A 14,291-nucleotide genomic window follows, 5' to 3' on the forward strand; every position below is an offset into this window, starting at 1 on the left:
ACAGCAGCATAACGTCATGCTCGATCACGGAAAATCGAAATCCGCTTGGCGGTCTTCCGCGGCACCAATGCGCGATGCCCACCAGCCATGTTTTGCCCAGCGGTGCGAACTCGGCTAAGGGCCGCGCTCGCTTACATGACCGGACCTGCCATGACCCTCTACACCCGTTTCGCCGCGCATATCGATGCGGTGCTCGATGCCCTTGAAGCCAGCGGTGATTTGCCGAGTGGGCTGAGCCGCGCCAACGTCACGGTCGAGCCGCCGCGCGATACCACGCATGGCGATCTGGCAACCAATGCCGCGATGGTGCTGGCCAAGCCCGCCGCCACCAATCCGCGCGCGCTGGCCGAGAAGATTGCGGCGAAGCTGGGCGAGCTGGACGAAGTGGCAAGCGTCGTCGTGGCGGGGCCGGGCTTCATCAACATGACGTTGACCGACGATACGTGGCGCGCCGAATTGTCGGCGATCCGCGATGCGGGTGACGACTATGGGCGTTCGTCGCGTGGCGCGGGCATTACGGTGAACGTGGAATATGTCTCGGCCAATCCGACCGGACCGATGCACATGGGGCATTGCCGTGGCGCGGTGGTGGGTGATGCGCTGGCCAGCTTGCTCGAATTTTCCGGGCATAAGGTGATCCGCGAATATTATGTCAACGATGCTGGCGGGCAGGTCGACGTGCTCGCGCGCTCGGTCCATATGCGCTATCTGGAGGCGCTGGGCGAGACGATCGAAATCCCCGAGGGCCTGTATCCGGGCGATTATTTGATTCCGGTGGGGCAGGCGCTGGCTGCCGAATTTGGCGATGCCTATGTCGGCAAACCCGAGGGCGAATGGCTGGTGCTGTTCCGCACGCGCGCCGTCGCGGCGATGCTGGAACTCATCAAGGCCGATCTCGCCTTGCTCGGCATCCATCACGACCTGTTCTCGTCCGAGGCGGAATTGCAGGCGGCGGGCAAGCCCGAGGCGGCCGAGCACGATTTGCGCGCGCGCGGCCTCATCTATGACGGCCTGCTTGAAGCGCCCAAGGGCCAGGAACTGGAGGATTGGGAACCCGTCGTGTTGCCGCTGTTCCGCTCGACGCAATTTGGCGACGATCAGGACCGGCCCATCAAGAAATCGAACGGGCAATGGACCTATTTCGGTGCAGATCTCGCTTACCATTATCAAAAGGCGCAGACCGCCGACGCGTTGATCGACATTTGGGGTGCCGACCATGCCGGTACGGTCAAGCGCATCGTCGCCGCCGTGCAGGCGCTGACCGGGGGCAAGACCCGTTTCGACGTCAAGCTCGTCCAGATGGTGCGGCTGATGCGGGGTGGCGAGCCGATCAAGATGTCCAAACGCGCGGGCAATTTCGTCACGCTGGCCGATGTCGTGCGCGAAGTCGGCAAGGATGTCGTCCGTTTCACCATGCTGACGCGCAAGGCCGATGCGCAAATGGATTTCGATTTCGCCAAGGTGGTCGAGGCGTCGAAGGACAATCCGGTGTTCTACGTCAACTATGCGCACGCGCGCGTCGCGTCGCTGCACCGGCGTGCGGCGGAGGCGGGGATCGTGTGCGATTCGGTTGACCTGTCCCAACTTGATACGGAAGATCTCGCGCTGGTGAAGTTCGCGGCGCAGTTTCCGCGTATCGTCGACACGGCGGCAGCGGCGCGCGAACCGCACCGGATCGCCTTTTATCTCTATGACTTGGCGGCATCGCTCCACGCTTTGTGGAACGTCGGGAATGACCGGCCCGACCGCCGCTTCCTGTTGCCGGACAATCCTGCCATGACATGCGCACGGCTTTTCTTGGCCGACGCGATCGGGCAGATTATCCGCAACGGGTTGGGGATCATGGGGGTCCAGGCGGTCCAGGAGATGAACTGATGGCGACCGGCGATTTCGATGTCCGCGATGAAGATCGGCTCCCCTGGCTGGAGACGGTCGAAGACGATTATGACGATGCTCCGTCGATCGTGCGGATCATCCTGCTGGTTGTGCTTGCGCTGGCGATCGTCGCGGCGGTGATCCTGGGCTACCAATATTACAAGAAGCATCAGAGCGTGGACGGCAATGGCGCGCTGATTACCGCCCAGGCGGGTGACTATAAGGTCAAGCCCGATGATCCCGGTGGCCTCAAGGTCGAAGGCGAGGGCGATACCGCGATTGCCACCAGTAATGGTGCCGGGGCCGCGAATGCGTCGATCGACATGAAGGCGCTGCCGGAGAAGCCGGTCGAGGGCAAGAAGGTCGCGCCGACCCCGGTTGCCACCGGATCGGACAAGGCCATCACGCCGATTCCGGGGGCTGCGGGCGCGCGGTCCGGCGGGGCGCTGGTCCAGCTTGGCTCCTTCCCAGCCGAAGCCGAAGCGAACGCCGCCTGGAGCAAAATTTCGAAGACCTACGCCTATCTCGCACCGCTTGGAAAATCGGTGCAGGCAGCACAGGTGAACGGCAAGACGGTGTACCGCTTGCGAGTCAATGCGGGCAGCGCGGGGCAGGCGAGCAGCCTGTGCGGCAAGCTGGCGGCGGCGGGACAGGCGTGCTTCGTTCCGCACGAGTGAGGCGCGTTGTTCCAATTTCCGCCCAGTGACAGGCGGTATGGGCTACTCAGGTCGGTGTCAGGCTTGTAGGCAGCGGGTATGAAGCCCGTCATCTTCGGCCTTTCCGGCCTTGCCCTCACCCCCGCCGAGCGCGCTTTCTTCGCGCGCGCTGACCCCGCCGGGTATATCCTGTTCAAGCGCAACGTCGAGACCCGCGCGCAGGTGCGCGCGCTAACCGATAGTTTGCGCGAGCTGTCGGGGCGCGAGGACGTGCCAATCCTGATCGATCAGGAAGGCGGGCGCGTCGCGCGGATGGGGCCGCCCGAATGGCCGAGTTTCCCCGCTGGCCCGGCGTTCGACGCGCTGTACGACATTGCGCCCATCTCTGCGATCGAGGCGGCGAGCGCCAATGCCGAGGCGATCGCTTTGATGCTGGCCGAAGTTGGCATCAACGTGGATTGTATGCCGCTGCTCGACGTGATGCAGCCCGACACGACCGAGGCGATCACGATCCGCGCACTGGGATCGGAACCGATGCGCGTTGCTGCTTTGGGCCGGGCGATTCTGCAGGGGTTGCAGCGTGGCGGGGTGGTCGGCGTGGTCAAGCATATGCCGGGGCATGGCCGCGCGAAACTCGATACGCATTACCATTTGCCGACCGTTACCGCTTCCGATGCCGAATTGGTGGTCGATCTGGAGCCGTTCGCCCGGCTGAACGACGCGCCGATGGGGATGACCTCGCATATCGTGTTCGAAGCGTGGGACGCCGCGCGCCCGGCGACGCTCTCGTCCGTGGTGGTCGAGCAGATCATCCGGCAGCGGATCGGTTTTGACGGATTGTTGATGACCGATGACATCGACATGAAGGCGCTGTCGGGCACGGCGTCCGACAAAGCGGCGGGAGCAATCGCCGCGGGGTGTGATCTGGTGCTCGATTGTTGGGGGCGGATGGACGAGATGGAGGCGATCGTCGACCGGCTGGACGAAATGTCGGCCGTGTCGCGCGCGCGGCTCGATCGCGCGATGGCGACCGTGGCAGGTGTGCGTGCCGAGGGCGATGTGGCAGCGCTGATCGCCAAACGCGATGCTTTGCTGGCGCTGACCTGATCCTCCCCGGAACGGGGAGGGGGGCCACTCGGCTTCTTCAGCCGAGTGGTGGAGCGGGTTTTCAACACGCGCTACGCTCGTGGCTCGCCCCCTCCACCACCAGCCTGAAGAAGGCTGGCGGTCCCCCTCCCCGTGCCGGGGAGGATTTGCTACGCTTCCTCGCGTGAACGACGAACCAGAAACACTCACGCTCGACCTGGAAGGCTGGGAAGGCCCGCTCGACCTGCTGCTGGCGCTTGCGCGCAATCAGAAGGTGGACCTGAAGGCGATATCGATCCTGGCGCTGGTCGACCAATATCTGCGCTTCGTTGAGGAGGCGCGCGCGATCAAGCTGGAGCTTGCCGCCGATTATCTGGTGATGGCGGCGTGGCTTGCCTATCTGAAATCGGGCCTGCTGCTGCCACGTGACCCCGAAATCGAGCCGTCGCCCGAGGAAATGGCGCTGCGGTTGCAACTCCGGCTCGAGCGATTGAGCGCCATGCGCGAGGCGGGTGCCCGGTTGGTCGCGCGTGACCGGGTCGGGCGCGACGTGTTTTTGCGGGGCGCGCCGGAGGGCTTGCGCACGCAGCGCAAGGCGCTGTGGCAGGCCGAAATCTATGATCTGATCGCGGCGTATGGCGTCATCAGCGCGCGCACACGCCCGGTGCTGCATGTCGTGGCGCATCGCGCGGTGATGACGCTGGAGACCGCGCTGGAGCGGGTATCGGCGCTGGTCGGCACGCAAATCGATTGGGCGACGATCGAAAGCTTCCTGCCCGAGCAAGCGAATGGTGCCTTTCGCAAATCAGCGCTCGCCTCCAGCTTCCTGGCGGCACTGGAACTGGCCAAGCAGGGCAAGATCGAGCTGCGCCAACAATCGCCTTTTGCGCCGCTCTACATCCGGGCCTTGGCATGAGCGCGCCCGATCCGCTGGTCCGCGCGGTGGAGGCGGTGCTGTTCGCGGCGACCGAGCCGATGACCGTCGATGCGATCCGCGCGCATCTGGAGGGCGTGGAGGTGCGCGCCGCGCTCCGCACCCTTCAGGCTGATTATGCCGGGCGCGGCATCGAACTGGTGCAGCGCGGCGACCGCTGGCATTTTCAGACCGCCGCCGACATGGCGCATTTGCTGCGGCGGACACACGAGGAACCGCGCAAGCTCAGTCGCGCGGGGATCGAGACACTGGCGATCATCGCCTATCACGAGCCGACGACTCGCGCCGAGATCGAGGCCATTCGCGGGGTTGCGATTTCCAAGGGCACGCTGGACGTGCTGATGGAGGCCGGCTGGATTCGACCCGCCGGGCGACGCGAGGTGCCGGGGCGACCGTTGCTGTACGCAACCACACCGGGCTTTCTTGCGCATTTCGGTCTGGCCAGCAGGCGTGACTTGCCTGGGATCGACGATTTGCGCGCGGCGGGCTTGCTCGATCCGGTCGATCTCGCCTTCGAACGGGTCGATACCACCGCAGAGGTGGAAGTTTCCGATGAGGAGGACTAGATAGGAGGGAATTCAGGAGATTCAGTAATGGGTACTTTCGGCATAACACATTGGCTCATCCTGGGCGTGGTGTTGGTCCTCGTGTTTGGCGGCGGCCGGTTCTCGAACATGATGGGCGACGTTGCCAAGGGCATAAAGTCCTTCAAAAAGGGTATGGCCGAGGACGATGAGTCTGCGCGCGAGCCAAGCCGGATCGAAGCCAAAAAGGCGGCGGAACCCGTGTTCGACCGCGATGGCAATCGTATTCGCGAAACCGAAATCTGATTTAGCGCTCCGCTGTCATGTTCGATGTCGCATCCTCCGAGGTGATCCTGCTCGGGGTCGTTGCCTTGCTCGTCATCCCGCCCAAGGATTTGCCCAAGGCGATGCGGATCGCCGGGCAATGGGTCGGGCGCGTGCGCGGCGTCGCCAACCAGTTCCGTTCGGGCTTCGACAATATGGTGCGCGAGGCCGAATTGCAGGAAATGGAAAAGAAGTGGGCGGCGGAAAACGCGCGGATCATGCGCGAACACCCGGCCGAGCCGGTGCAGATGTTGCCGATGGCGGATACGCCTGCGGTAGAAGCGCATGAGCCTCATGGCGAAGATGCGCCGCCGGTAACGGTCGAGCCGCCGATCGTTCACGCCGCATCCCCCGCCATCGCGCCGCCAATCACATCGCCGGGCGACCCAGAACCCAGGGCGCATCCGTGAACGCTCCGATTGATGACCTCGAAGCGAGCCGGGCGCCGTTGCTCGATCATTTGGTCGAGCTGCGCCGTCGCTTGTTCTTCTGCATCGTCTCGGTGCTGGTGGCGCTGATCGGCACCTATATCTATTCGCGCGAGATTTTTACGGTGCTGGTGCACCCGTTGCTGGCGGCGGGGCAAAAACGGATCGTGACGATCGGCGTGTTCGACGGCTTCTTCGTGCAGTTGAAGGTCGCGCTGTTCGCGGCGATCATGATCTCGTTTCCGGTCATCGCCAACCAATTATGGGGCTTTGTCGCGCCGGGGCTTTACCGCAAGGAAAAGCGCGCGTTGCTGCCGTTCCTGTTCGCGACGCCAGTGCTGTTCATCGTCGGTGCGTCGATGGCGTATTTTGTTGCCATCCCCTCAGCGCTGCATTTTTTCCTGAGTTTCCAGGGCAATTTGGGTGGGGTCGAGCAGGAGGCGCTGACCTCGGTCGCCTCTTATCTCGATTTCGTGATGCAGTTCCTGTTTGCCTTCGGGCTCGCTTTCCTGTTGCCGATCCTGCTGATGCTGGTCGAGCGCGCGGGGCTGGTGACGCGCAAGCAATTGGTCAACGGGCGGCGCTACGCGATCGTCGGCTGCTTCGCGGTGGCGCTGGTGTTGGCCCCGCCCGATGCCGGTTCGATGATTATCCTCGCGATCCCGCTGGTCGCACTCTACGAACTCGCGCTGATCGCGATCTGGTTTACCGAGCGGCGGCGCGGCAAGGATACCACGTCCGAGCTGGTGGAAAGCTGACACGAAAATGGCCGCGCCCGGATAAGCGGGCGTGGCCATCAGTCGGCGCGCTATGCGCTTACTTCGCGCCGTCTGCGGTCTTGGCGACGGTGTCGCCCGCCGAACGCACATCCTTGCCGACGCCTTCAACGGTGTTGCACGCGCCAAGCAGTAATGCGGTGGCGACGAGGGCGATCGTGGTAACCTTGCGCATGATAATCTCCTGAAGAGCTGGTCCGGGGAAACGCGGACGCCTGGCTTGCAATGTTCGGTGAGCCGCTTCGTTCCACGCGCTTCGCGCTGCATCCGCTACGCTACGGGGTGTGGTGGAAGAAGTTTGGGCCCGAACGCGCTACCGGGGGGAGGGTAAGCGCGTCCGGGCCCATGTCTTGGATAGCGAGAGCGGGGGGGCATAAAGTCACTATCCGAAGGTCAGAACGGCCTTCGCGAAAATGGGTTCCCCAAAAAAATACGGCATGTGCGAATTTTTTGTGAGTGACGATGCTCAGTCGCGACCGGTAACGGCGACCGTGATTTCGTAGGCACCGATGAGTGGGTCGTAATGGAGCTTGGCGCGCAATTGTCGGGCAAGGCCCTCGATCACGCGACCATAGCGTTCCGCCACCAGCAGCCGCATACGGTCGTCATCGATCAGGGCAGATGAATTGACGCGCAGGATCGCGCGATCCTCGGTCTCGCTCGGCCCAACCGAAATGCGGATTTGCGCCGCTGGATTGACCGTCATCGCCAGCTCGACAATCTCGGTCAACAGGAAGGCAATGGCGATCGCGACATCCTGGTTGGTGAGATACGGTGCGATGTCGAGGGAAACCCCGATTGGCGCATCCTCGGGCGCGGTCGCGCGGATGTTCGAGGCGAGTTCGCCCAGAACCGAGCGCAGCGACAAGCCACGATTTTCCTCAAGCTCGGCAAAATGGTTGCGGTGGACGACGGCAAGCGCATCGACCCGGCGCTGGATCGAGGCATAAGCCTGTGTCGCTTCCGTGCTGCGTGCCGCGCGGGCATGGAAATTGATGAGGCTGGAAATGACCTGGAGGTTGTTCTTGACGCGGTGATGCACCTCGCGCGTCAATTTGGTTTGTCGGATCAGACCCTCCGCAAGGCCCGCTTCGTGGTCGGCAACCGTGCGGCTAATGGCGCGAAAGGTTTCCCCCAATTCGCGAATCTCTTGCGCGGGGAGCGCGTGCATCGCGCCGGGATCGATCTCTTCGCCCGGCACAAAATTGGCGACGCGCGACCGCAATTGCCGCAACGCCCGGATCAGCAGGCGATCCACCACGAACCAGCCAATCCCCGCTGCAGCCGCCCACATGATGATCGGAAGGATCAGCGCGACCAGCACCGGGGAGGTAATCGGCGCGCTGCGCACGTGGGTGGTCAGCGCAATGTCCCCGACGCCAATCGCCATGTTGAGGCCTGCGCGCCGCTCCAATTGCGCCTGGCGTGGCAGCGCCGAAAGCGTAAGCGCATCGTCCCCAAGCACCAGCCGCGCCTCATAGGGGGCGGCATATCCACTTGGCGCAGCGGTGGCGGCAAGCACGCTGACCGGGAAAAAAGCGGCGGCGCGGGTTCGCCCGGTGGTGCTGGTGGTGGCAAGCGTCAGGCCACGGCCAGGATAGATGCGCGCTGCAATCATCTTGTCGGAACCCGGTAGTGCGGGCCACGCGGCAACTGGCAGTTGCTGGCCGCAGATGATGCGGCCATGCGCGTCCGACACCATGAACCGTGTGCCTGCGGCAGCTTGCGGCGCGAAGACCCCTTGCGCGCGCGCGCAACTGGGGGCGTCGGCGGGGTCGGCCTCCAGGGCATTGAGCGACACGCGCAGCGCGGTCATGTCGCCAACCAACTCGATTGCCAGCTTGCGGGCGCTTTCGGTGGTGGTGACGCGCAATTGCGCCTGCGTGGCCTCGTCGGCAATTTCCGCTGTCCGCAAGGTTGCAAAGAAGGCGATGATGGCGAGCGGCAACAGCGCGGCGCTCAAAATCAGAAAGATTTTCGCACCCGTCGGGATGCGATCGATCAGCCCGCTCCCTGGACGCGCAGGGGCGATATCCCCGGCGATGTCCGTCATGTGTAGATCAGTCCAATTTGCCCAGAAGATCGAGCATCTCGGGCGGAATGGCCTCTTCAACGGTGCGTTGATAGACCGTGCGCAAAGCAGCGCCCATGTCGCGGTCCTTGCTTTGAACCTTCGCGCCGGTTTCGGACGCGCGTGCCGCACCCGGCTTTTTTGAAGATCCGTCGCCCGAACGCAATGTCGTCCCCCTGATTACCCGGATACGCCGGATAGAGTTAAAATACCGCCGTAACAATCCGGCACGATGCTCAATTCGGTACGGTGAACGAGCGCAAACGGATTGCACCGACCGGATTTCAGCATGAAACCAAATTGCGCGTCGTTGGTTCCATGCCCGATGCGAATTAACGCCGACACCGTCGGGGTGACAAAACGCGTTGCATATGCGGGGGGCCGCTTCCACAAGGCCCTTCGAGATTATCTCAGGGAGACACCGACAGTCATGTCGCTAGGACAGCAACTTGCCCCCCATCTTCCGTTCCTGCGCCGCTACGCGCGCGCCCTGACGGGCAGCCAATCGCATGGGGATCGCTATGTGCGTGCGACGCTGGAGGCGATCGTCGCCGCGCCGGGCGAATTTCCGCGTGAAGTCGATCCCCGTCTCGGCTTGTACCGTATGTTCCATGCGATCTGGAACTCGACCAATTACGAGGAAAGCCCCGAGAATATGAGTGCCGCCGACGGCGATGGGCAGGAGGCGATTGCGCGCGCGCGGCTGGCCCGGATGACGCCGTTGTCGCGGCAGGCATTGCTGTTGACCGCGATGGAAGGCTTCACGCCCGAAGACGCAGCCTATCTGATCGATGTTGATACGAGCGAAGTCGAATCCCTGGTGGCAGAGGCGCTCCGCGAAATCGAGAAGCAAACGCGTGCGCGGGTCCTCATCATCGAAGACGAGCCGATCATCGCGATGGATATCGAGACGATCGTTCGCGATCTGGGTCATGAAGTCACAGGTGTCGCGGTGACCCGCGACGAGGCCGTTGCGCTGGCGATGGAGGACCGTCCCGGTCTGGTGTTGGCCGATATTCAATTGGCGGACGACAGTTCGGGGATCGATGCGGTGAAGGATATTCTCGCCGAATTCGAAGTCCCGGTCATCTTCATCACCGCTTTCCCCGAGCGTCTGTTGACGGGTGAACGCCCCGAGCCGACCTTCCTGATTACCAAGCCTTTCCAGCGTTCGACCGTGAAAGCGGCGATCGCGCAGGCGCTGTTCTTCGACCAGGCGACCGTTCCCGCCGTATAGGGAACCGTTTCGTACCCCCGTGGGTTGGGTTCCATACGATACGGAGCCACAACGACACGGGGGCGACATGGCCGACGACGATCAAATCAAGGTAACCGCGCAAGACGCCCGCGCCGGGGAGACCCCGCATGTCACGCGGTATGTGCTCGCGATATCCTTGACGTTGGTGATCGTGGTGTTTGCCGCGTTGCTGTTCTTTTACCGTTGAATTTTGATGCCGCTGGCACGGTGGACTTCCACGTCCCCGGGCCCCATTTGTGCTACGCTACGCGAGACTGTATTTCATGACCGACGCGATCGACCAGGACGAAGACGAGGCCGCGCCCGAAGTCGTGGAGCATGTCTCGCTTTCCGACAGCGAGTTCAAGACGCAATTGGCGCAGGTTATCCCCCACCTTCGTGCTTTTGGCCGTTCGCTTTCGGGTAACCGCGATCTGGCTGATGATCTGGTGCAGGAAACGCTGATGAAGGCGTGGGCGGCACGGCTGCGGTTCCAGGCGGGCACCAATATGCGGGCGTGGACCTTCATCATCTTGCGCAATCTTTATCTCAGCCAGATGCGCCGCGCGCGCTTCAAGGGCGAATGGGACGATCTTGTCGCCGATCGCATCCTTGCGGCCCCGGCCAGCCAGGACAAGCATGTCGAGCTCGGCGACATGCAGCGCGCGCTGCTGCACTTGCCACAGCCGCAACGCGAGGCGTTGATTCTCGTTGGTGCAGGCGGCTTTGCCTATGAGGAGGCCGCCGAGATTTGCGGCGTTGCGGTTGGTACGATCAAGAGCCGTGTGGCGCGGGGCCGTGTTGCGCTGGAAGCGGTGATGAACGGCAACACGCTCGCTTCGCGCCGTACGCATACCAACGAACCGGGCATGACGGCGCTCGACACCATTATGAGCGAAGTGGACGAACTCAGCCGCGATCGCGGCTGAACGTTTCGATCGTTTTACCCGACCCGGATACGGTCCAGCGCGCGAAGCAGGTCGCCGAAGGTTTCGTTTGCGTCCTCGGCGGGGCGATACGCACTGCGTAGCGTTACGCTCAGTACGTCGGACCGTAAGGGCGTTGGCACCATATAGGCGATATCGCGTGTGTTTCGCGGATCGGGAGCGTCGTACATTGACATATCTCGACAACGGACGAACACGTCTTTTGTTGCTTTCTGCTCGTGCCTGGTCGGCCGGAAACGATCACGATTCATGGAAAACACGCTTTACGATCAGCACGTAGTGGACGCTGTCGCGCGGGCGCGGGCGTGTTCTCCGTTCCTCGCTATGCTGCTCGAGCGGGAGCCACGGCTGGCGACCGCGCTGGCTCAAGGCGAGTTGCCGCCGCTTGCGGCGGTCCTGGAAGATGAGCCCGCGATGCCCGTATCGCGACGGTTGCGGCTGGAGCGGCGACGGTTGGCGTTGCGCGTGGCAATCGGGGATTTGGCCGGGCGCGACGATTTGACGGCGGTGACGCACGCGCTGTCCGATTTTGCGGACCGTGCGCTCGATACCGCGATTGCTGCGGCGATTACGGAACGAACCCCCGACGCGACACCGCAAGGGTTTGCCGCGATCGCGCTCGGCAAACAGGGCAGCCGCGAGCTCAATTATTCCTCGGACATCGACCCGATTTTTCTGTTCGACCCGGCAACCTTGCCGCGCCGCCCGCGCGAAGCGCCCGAAGAGGCGGCGGTGCGGATCGGCAAGCGTGTGGTAGAAATCCTGCAGGCGCGCGATGGCGATGGTTATGTGGTGCGCGTCGATCTACGGTTGCGCCCCTCGCCCGAGGTCACGCCGATCGCGCTGTCGGTCGATGCGGCGATTTCCTATTATGAATCGCTTGCATTGCCCTGGGAGCGAGCGGCCTTCATCCGCGCGCGGGCGGCGGCGGGAGATATTGTACTCGGCGCGCATTTTCTCGATGCGGTAAAGCCGTTCGTGTGGCGGCGTGCGCTCGATTTCGGCGCGATTGGCGAAATTCGCGGCATTTCACGGCGCATTCGCGATCATTATGCGCAGGGGCAGGCATTTGGCCCCGGCTTCGATCTCAAACGCGGACGCGGCGGCATTCGCGAGGTCGAATTTTTCACGCAGATCCATCAACTGATTCATGGCGGGCGCGATTCGGCGCTGCGGGTGCCTGACACGTGCGCCGCTTTGGCCGCATTGGCGGCGGCTGGGTGGGTGGACACGGAAGAAGCGGCGGCACTGGTGCGCGCCTACACGCTGTTCCGCACGATCGAACACCGCGTCCAGATGATCGATGATCGCCAGACGCATCAATTGCCGGGCGGCGCGGCGCTGGACGGGGTTGCGCGGTTGCACGGGGTGTCTGACGGCGCGGCGTTGCTCGATTTGCTGCGACCGCATGTGGTGGCGACGGCGGCGAGCTATGACGCGCTGGATCCCGATGACAGTGATGCCCTGTCTTTTGATCGGGACCATCTTTCGGCCCAGCTTGGCACCGCCGGGTTTGGCGAAGGGGAGGTGGCGGCGCAGCGTATCGAGCAGTGGCGCAGCGGAACCTATCCTGCCTTGCGCAGCCCGGCGGCGCGCGCGGCGCTGGAGGCGGTGTTGCCAGGATTGGTTGTCGCACTCGGCAAGGCACCGGACCCGCAAGGGGCGATCATCCGGCTCGACCGGATGCTGGCGCGGTTGTCGAGTGCGGTGAATTTCTTCCGCCTGCTGGAGGCGCGGCCCGCGCTCGCGCGCTTGCTCGGGCTGATTCTCAGCCATGCGGTGACCTTGGCCGAAGAGCTGGCGCGGCGGCCCGAATTGTTTGACGGGCTGATCGACGCGACCGCGCTTGATCCGGTGGGCGACGTCACGGCGCTCGCCGTGGAGATGGCGGGCGGCGCGGATTATCAGGCGCGGCTCGATCATGTCCGGCGTGTGGTTGGCGAAAAGCGGTTTGCGCTCGGCACGCAAATCGTCGCTGGCGCGGCCGATCCGTTGACTGTTTCAGCAGGCTATGCGCGTGTTGCGGAAGCCGCGATCGGGATATTGGCCAAGGCGACCATCGCCGAATTCGCCGCCGCGCATGGCCGGGTTCCAGGAAGTGAGCTGGTTATCCTCGCGCTCGGGCGGATGGGCGGTGGCGCGCTGACCCATGCCTCGGATCTCGACCTGGTCTATCTCTTCACCGGCGATCATCTTGCCGAATCCGATGGGCCCAAGCCGCTTGGCGCGGTGCTCTATTACAATCGCCTGGCGCAGCGGGTGAGTGCGGCGCTGTCGGTGCCGACGGCTTTGGGGCCGCTCTATGAAATCGATACGCGCTTGCGACCGTCGGGTACGCAAGGGCCGCTGAGTGTCTCGCTCGACGGGTTTGCGCGGTATCAGCGCGAGAGCGCATGGGCGTGGGAACATATGGCGCTTACCCGCGCGCGACCGGTGTTTGGATCGGTGGTGGCGCGCACGGCGGTGACGGAGGTGATCGACGGCGTGCTGCGTGGAGATCGTCCGATACGCGACGTGATCGCCGATGCCACGGCGATGCGGGCGGAAATGGCGACGCATAAACCGCCGCTCGGGCCGCTCGATGCCAAGCTGCTGCCCGGCGGGCTGGTTGATCTCGAATTTGCGGTTCACATGGTGCAGCTCAGCAACGGGGTGGGGCTCGACCCGGACCTGCGCGTCGCAATCGCGGCGTTGATCGCCGCTGGCCGGGCGCCCGCGGCGATGCTCGCGGCGCATGATTTTCTGACGCGGTTGCTGGTGACGCTGCGCCTTGTGGCACCGGACGCCCAGCCCCCGCGCCCCGCGACCCAGGACCTGGTCGCGCGCGCCCTTGGCCTTGACGAGTGGAGGAGCGTGGTTGCGTCGCTGGAAACGACGCGGCAGGAGGTCGCGACCTGGCTTGCGCATGTGGAGGGTGTTGAACCGTGAAGATCATCGAGGAAGGCGGGAAGCTTCCCGCAATCGAACTCGCAACGCCAAGCGGCGGCCGCGTGAACCTGCATGATTATCTCGGCAAGATTTTCGTGCTGTATTTTTACCCCAAGGACGACACCTCGGGCTGCACGCGCGAGGCGCAGGATTTCAGTCGTCTCTATCCCGAGTTTCGGGCTTATGGGGCCGACGTGCTGGGCGTGTCGCGCGACACGCCGATCAAGCACCAGAAGTTCATCGACAAATATGATCTGACGGTGCCGCTGGCGACCGACGATAGCGATGCCGCGATGCAAGCCTTCGGCGTGTGGGTCGAAAAGAAGCTGTACGGTAAAACCTATATGGGCATCGATCGCTCCACCTTCCTGTTCGATACGACCGGCATTTTGGTGCGCGATTGGCGAAAGGTGAAGGTGCCGGGGCACGTGGTCGATGTGCTCGAGGCGGTACGCGCATTGGCGTGATCGATTCGATCGATTCGCGGTCATTACGGATAGTCTTA

At 63.5% G+C, this 14,291-nt stretch carries 17 protein-coding genes; 13 read left to right on the plus strand and 4 right to left on the minus strand.

The features are described from left to right. Window positions 1-150 precede the first annotated feature (150 nt). The 8 genes from argS (at window position 151) to tatC (ending at window position 6,585) form a co-directional block, all read left to right on the plus strand. Window positions 151-1,875: an arginine--tRNA ligase gene (argS, locus tag WC704_RS01090; protein ID WP_372888703.1), complete on the plus strand. Its 1,725-nt coding sequence runs from the start codon at window positions 151-153 to the stop codon at window positions 1,873-1,875. Next, window positions 1,875-2,552, plus strand: coding sequence for an SPOR domain-containing protein (locus WC704_RS01095; RefSeq protein ID WP_372888146.1), 678 nt, complete (start codon window positions 1,875-1,877; stop codon window positions 2,550-2,552). The genes argS and WC704_RS01095 overlap by 1 nt, the downstream gene beginning before the upstream one ends. 78 nt (window positions 2,553-2,630) lie before the next feature. Then, a complete protein-coding gene (locus WC704_RS01100; protein WP_372888147.1) occupies window positions 2,631-3,638 on the plus strand; it encodes a glycoside hydrolase family 3 N-terminal domain-containing protein in 1,008 nt (335 codons plus the stop codon). 163 nt (window positions 3,639-3,801) lie between these two features. Further along, window positions 3,802-4,533 (plus strand): ScpA family protein, encoded by a 732-nt coding sequence (locus WC704_RS01105; protein WP_372888148.1) that lies wholly within the window; start codon window positions 3,802-3,804, stop codon window positions 4,531-4,533. Continuing rightward, entirely contained in the window at window positions 4,530-5,117 is a 588-nt protein-coding gene (gene scpB, locus WC704_RS01110; protein WP_372888149.1) for an SMC-Scp complex subunit ScpB, read from the plus strand. The genes WC704_RS01105 and scpB overlap by 4 nt, the downstream gene beginning before the upstream one ends. A gap of 27 nt (window positions 5,118-5,144) precedes the next feature. Continuing rightward, window positions 5,145-5,381 (plus strand): twin-arginine translocase TatA/TatE family subunit, encoded by a 237-nt coding sequence (locus WC704_RS01115; RefSeq protein ID WP_372888150.1) that lies wholly within the window; start codon window positions 5,145-5,147, stop codon window positions 5,379-5,381. Between the two features lie 17 nt (window positions 5,382-5,398). Next, window positions 5,399-5,809, plus strand: a complete 411-nt coding sequence (gene tatB, locus WC704_RS01120; protein WP_372888151.1) for a Sec-independent protein translocase protein TatB — start codon at window positions 5,399-5,401, stop codon at window positions 5,807-5,809. Further along, complete coding sequence (tatC, locus tag WC704_RS01125; RefSeq protein WP_372888152.1) at window positions 5,806-6,585, plus strand: twin-arginine translocase subunit TatC; 780 nt, start codon at window positions 5,806-5,808, stop codon at window positions 6,583-6,585. The genes tatB and tatC overlap by 4 nt, the downstream gene beginning before the upstream one ends. Window positions 6,586-6,643: 58 nt before the next feature. Here tatC and WC704_RS01130 read toward each other — a convergent pair whose 3' ends face one another. From WC704_RS01130 to WC704_RS01140, 3 genes are all read right to left on the minus strand, one after another. Further along, window positions 6,644-6,778 carry an entericidin A/B family lipoprotein gene (locus WC704_RS01130; protein WP_372888153.1) on the minus strand — a complete coding sequence of 45 codons (135 nt, stop codon included), beginning with the start codon at window positions 6,776-6,778 and terminating at the stop codon, window positions 6,644-6,646. A 291-nt stretch (window positions 6,779-7,069) separates the two neighbouring features. Further along, window positions 7,070-8,656 carry a sensor histidine kinase gene (locus tag WC704_RS01135; protein ID WP_372888154.1) on the minus strand — a complete coding sequence of 529 codons (1,587 nt, stop codon included), beginning with the start codon at window positions 8,654-8,656 and terminating at the stop codon, window positions 7,070-7,072. Window positions 8,657-8,663: 7 nt separating this feature from the next. Beyond that, window positions 8,664-8,840 (minus strand): NepR family anti-sigma factor, encoded by a 177-nt coding sequence (locus tag WC704_RS01140; RefSeq protein WP_372888155.1) that lies wholly within the window; start codon window positions 8,838-8,840, stop codon window positions 8,664-8,666. Between the two features lie 264 nt (window positions 8,841-9,104). On the opposite strand from WC704_RS01140, the gene WC704_RS01145 reads away from it, so the two are divergent. From WC704_RS01145 to WC704_RS01155, 3 genes are all read left to right on the plus strand, one after another. Beyond that, entirely contained in the window at window positions 9,105-9,911 is an 807-nt protein-coding gene (locus tag WC704_RS01145; RefSeq protein WP_372888156.1) for a response regulator, read from the plus strand. 67 nt (window positions 9,912-9,978) lie between these two features. Beyond that, a complete protein-coding gene (locus tag WC704_RS01150) occupies window positions 9,979-10,119 on the plus strand; it encodes a hypothetical protein (protein WP_372888157.1) in 141 nt (46 codons plus the stop codon). Window positions 10,120-10,195: 76 nt separating this feature from the next. Next, complete coding sequence (locus WC704_RS01155; protein WP_372888158.1) at window positions 10,196-10,840, plus strand: sigma-70 family RNA polymerase sigma factor; 645 nt, start codon at window positions 10,196-10,198, stop codon at window positions 10,838-10,840. A 14-nt stretch (window positions 10,841-10,854) separates the two neighbouring features. Here WC704_RS01155 and WC704_RS01160 read toward each other — a convergent pair whose 3' ends face one another. Next, window positions 10,855-11,028 carry a hypothetical protein gene (locus WC704_RS01160; RefSeq protein WP_372888159.1) on the minus strand — a complete coding sequence of 58 codons (174 nt, stop codon included), beginning with the start codon at window positions 11,026-11,028 and terminating at the stop codon, window positions 10,855-10,857. Between the two features lie 79 nt (window positions 11,029-11,107). On the opposite strand from WC704_RS01160, the gene WC704_RS01165 reads away from it, so the two are divergent. After that, window positions 11,108-13,786 carry a glutamine-synthetase adenylyltransferase gene (locus tag WC704_RS01165; protein WP_372888160.1) on the plus strand — a complete coding sequence of 893 codons (2,679 nt, stop codon included), beginning with the start codon at window positions 11,108-11,110 and terminating at the stop codon, window positions 13,784-13,786. Further along, window positions 13,783-14,253 (plus strand): peroxiredoxin, encoded by a 471-nt coding sequence (locus WC704_RS01170; RefSeq protein WP_372888161.1) that lies wholly within the window; start codon window positions 13,783-13,785, stop codon window positions 14,251-14,253. The genes WC704_RS01165 and WC704_RS01170 overlap by 4 nt, the downstream gene beginning before the upstream one ends. Window positions 14,254-14,291 lie beyond the last annotated feature (38 nt).

It is taken from the genome of Sphingomonas sp. (assembly GCF_041661885.1).
GTDB lineage: Bacteria > Pseudomonadota > Alphaproteobacteria > Sphingomonadales > Sphingomonadaceae > Sphingomonas.